General features: G+C 68.2%; 4 protein-coding genes. All 4 read left to right on the plus strand.

The window, feature by feature from the left end:
* Nucleotides 1-81 precede the first annotated feature (81 nt).
* The 4 genes from ybgC (at nt 82) to FW784_RS14525 (ending at nt 1955) form a co-directional block, all read left to right on the plus strand.
* Complete coding sequence (gene ybgC / locus FW784_RS13795; RefSeq protein WP_149353898.1) at nt 82-486, plus strand: tol-pal system-associated acyl-CoA thioesterase; 405 nt, start codon at nt 82-84, stop codon at nt 484-486.
* 75 nt (nt 487-561) lie between these two features.
* Nucleotides 562-1368: a protein TolQ gene (gene tolQ / locus FW784_RS13800; RefSeq protein WP_149353899.1), complete on the plus strand. Its 807-nt coding sequence runs from the start codon at nt 562-564 to the stop codon at nt 1366-1368.
* Nucleotides 1369-1371: 3 nt separating this feature from the next.
* Entirely contained in the window at nt 1372-1809 is a 438-nt protein-coding gene (gene tolR / locus FW784_RS13805) for a protein TolR (protein WP_149353900.1), read from the plus strand.
* Nucleotides 1806-1955: a hypothetical protein gene (locus FW784_RS14525; protein ID WP_187770836.1), complete on the plus strand. Its 150-nt coding sequence runs from the start codon at nt 1806-1808 to the stop codon at nt 1953-1955. The genes tolR and FW784_RS14525 overlap by 4 nt, the downstream gene beginning before the upstream one ends.
* Nucleotides 1956-2007: the final 52 nt, after the last annotated feature.

Genomic DNA, 2007 nt, shown 5'->3' on the forward strand with positions numbered 1-2007 from the left:
CCGCACGAGCCCGGCCGCGGCGCCGCGGGTAGACTGGCCGCCCCCACGCCACGCCCGCCACCTGCGCGGCGCCTGGAGCGCATGTACACCCTTCCGGTCCGCATCTACTGGGAAGACACCGACGCCGGCGGCGTGGTCTACCACGCCCGCTACGTTGCTTTCATGGAGCGCGCGCGTTCGGAATGGATGCGCGCGAACGGCCATGGGCAGTCCTCGTTGCAGGACGCCGGGGTCGTCTTCGCCGTGCGCGCGATGACGCTCGATTTCCTGCGGCCCGCGCGCCTCGACGACGCGCTCGACGTGAGCGTCTCGCTGGCCGAATGCCGCGGCGCCAGCCTGGTGTTCCGCCAGGAAATCCTGCGCGACGGGGAACGCCTGCTCGCTGCCACGGTCAGAATCGCCGCGCTCGACGCCGGGACGTTCAGGCCCAGGCCGATCCCCTCGGCGCTGCTCGCGCAGCTCGCCAGCCTCCAGATTCCCGAATGAGGGTCCGTCGCCGGACCGGAGAAACCGAATGACCGAATCGCACCGCACCCACGTCGCCACGGCGGGACTTACCCGATGAGCGCATTCTCCCTGATGCTGCAGTCCACGCCGCATTCGCTGCCCGATGCCGGCGCCGTCGACGCGCAGCCGCTTACCGACGCGGCGCAGGCCGTCACCACGGCAGCGACGGCAGCTGCACCGACGAGTTCGCTCGATCTGTGGGCGCTCGTCACGCACGCCAGCTGGCCGGTGATGGCGATCATGGCGCTGCTGACCGTGGCTTCGATCGCGTCGTGGATCATCATCTTCCGCAAGTCGATCCTGCTGCGCGCGGCGAAGCGCGAGGCCGTTGCGTTCGAAGAGACGTTCTGGTCGGGCGCCGAACTGACCAAGCTCTACGATGGCGCCAGCGGCCGCGGCCGCGATGCCGGCGGCATGGAAGCGATCTTCGAGGCGGGTTTTCGCGACTTCAATCGACTGCGCCAGCGTCGCGGCTCGGATGGCACCGCGCAGCTCGAAGCGGCGCAGCGCGGCATGCGCGCCACCACCTCGCGCGAGCTCGACTCGCTGGAGCACAACCTCGAACTGCTCGCCAACATCGGGTCCACGGCGCCGTACATCGGCCTGGTCGGCACGGTGTTCGGCATCATGGTCACGATGCATTCGCTGCTCGCCAGTTCGCAGCAAGTCGGCATCAAGGACGTGGCGCCCGGCATCTCCGAAGCGCTGCTCGCCACAGCGATGGGGCTGTTCGTCGCGATTCCCGCGGTGTGGGCGTACAACCGCTTCGCCACCGCGGTGGAGCGTCTGGCCTCGCGCTACGAAGCGTTCGCCGAAGAGTTCTCGTCGATCCTGCAGCGACAGTCGCACCTGGAAGGCTGAGCCATGTCGCTTTCCGTCAGGCGCCATCGGCGACGCAAGCTCAAGTCCGAGATCAACGTCGTGCCGTACATCGACGTGATGCTGGTGCTGCTCGTCATTTTCATGATTACGGCGCCGCTGCTGAACCTCGGCGTGGACGTCGACCTGCCGAAGTCGAACGCGAAGTCGCTGCAGCAGAAGACCGACCCGGTGGTGGTGCAGGTGGACGCCGCGGGCAACTACTTCCTCGCGGTGAAGGCCGGCAGCAACGAACGCGTGAGCCGCGACGAGTTGCGCACGCGACTCGCCGCGATCGTCGCGCAGAACCCGCAGTCGCAGGTGCTGATCGGCGCGGACGCGAAGGCGAGCTACCAGACCGTCACGGATGCGATTGATGTGCTGAAGCTCGCGCACGTCGACAAGGTGTCGCTTATCAGCGCACCGAAGAGCCCGGCGAAGTGAAGGCGCGCGCGGCCGACGACGCGACCGCGATCGCGCTGGCGGTCGCGCTGCACGCGGGCCTCGCGTTCCTGTTGTGGTTCGCGATGCATCGCGCCGAGCCGGTACAGGTCAGCGCCGGTGGCAAAATTCACGAAGATCCTCGCTGAGCCCGGCTCGCGTGCAAGTGCCACCGCCCCGGTGATGGGCTGCGCGACACCT

The organism is Cognatilysobacter lacus (genome assembly GCF_008274655.1).
GTDB classification, from domain to species: domain Bacteria; phylum Pseudomonadota; class Gammaproteobacteria; order Xanthomonadales; family Xanthomonadaceae; genus Cognatilysobacter; species Cognatilysobacter lacus.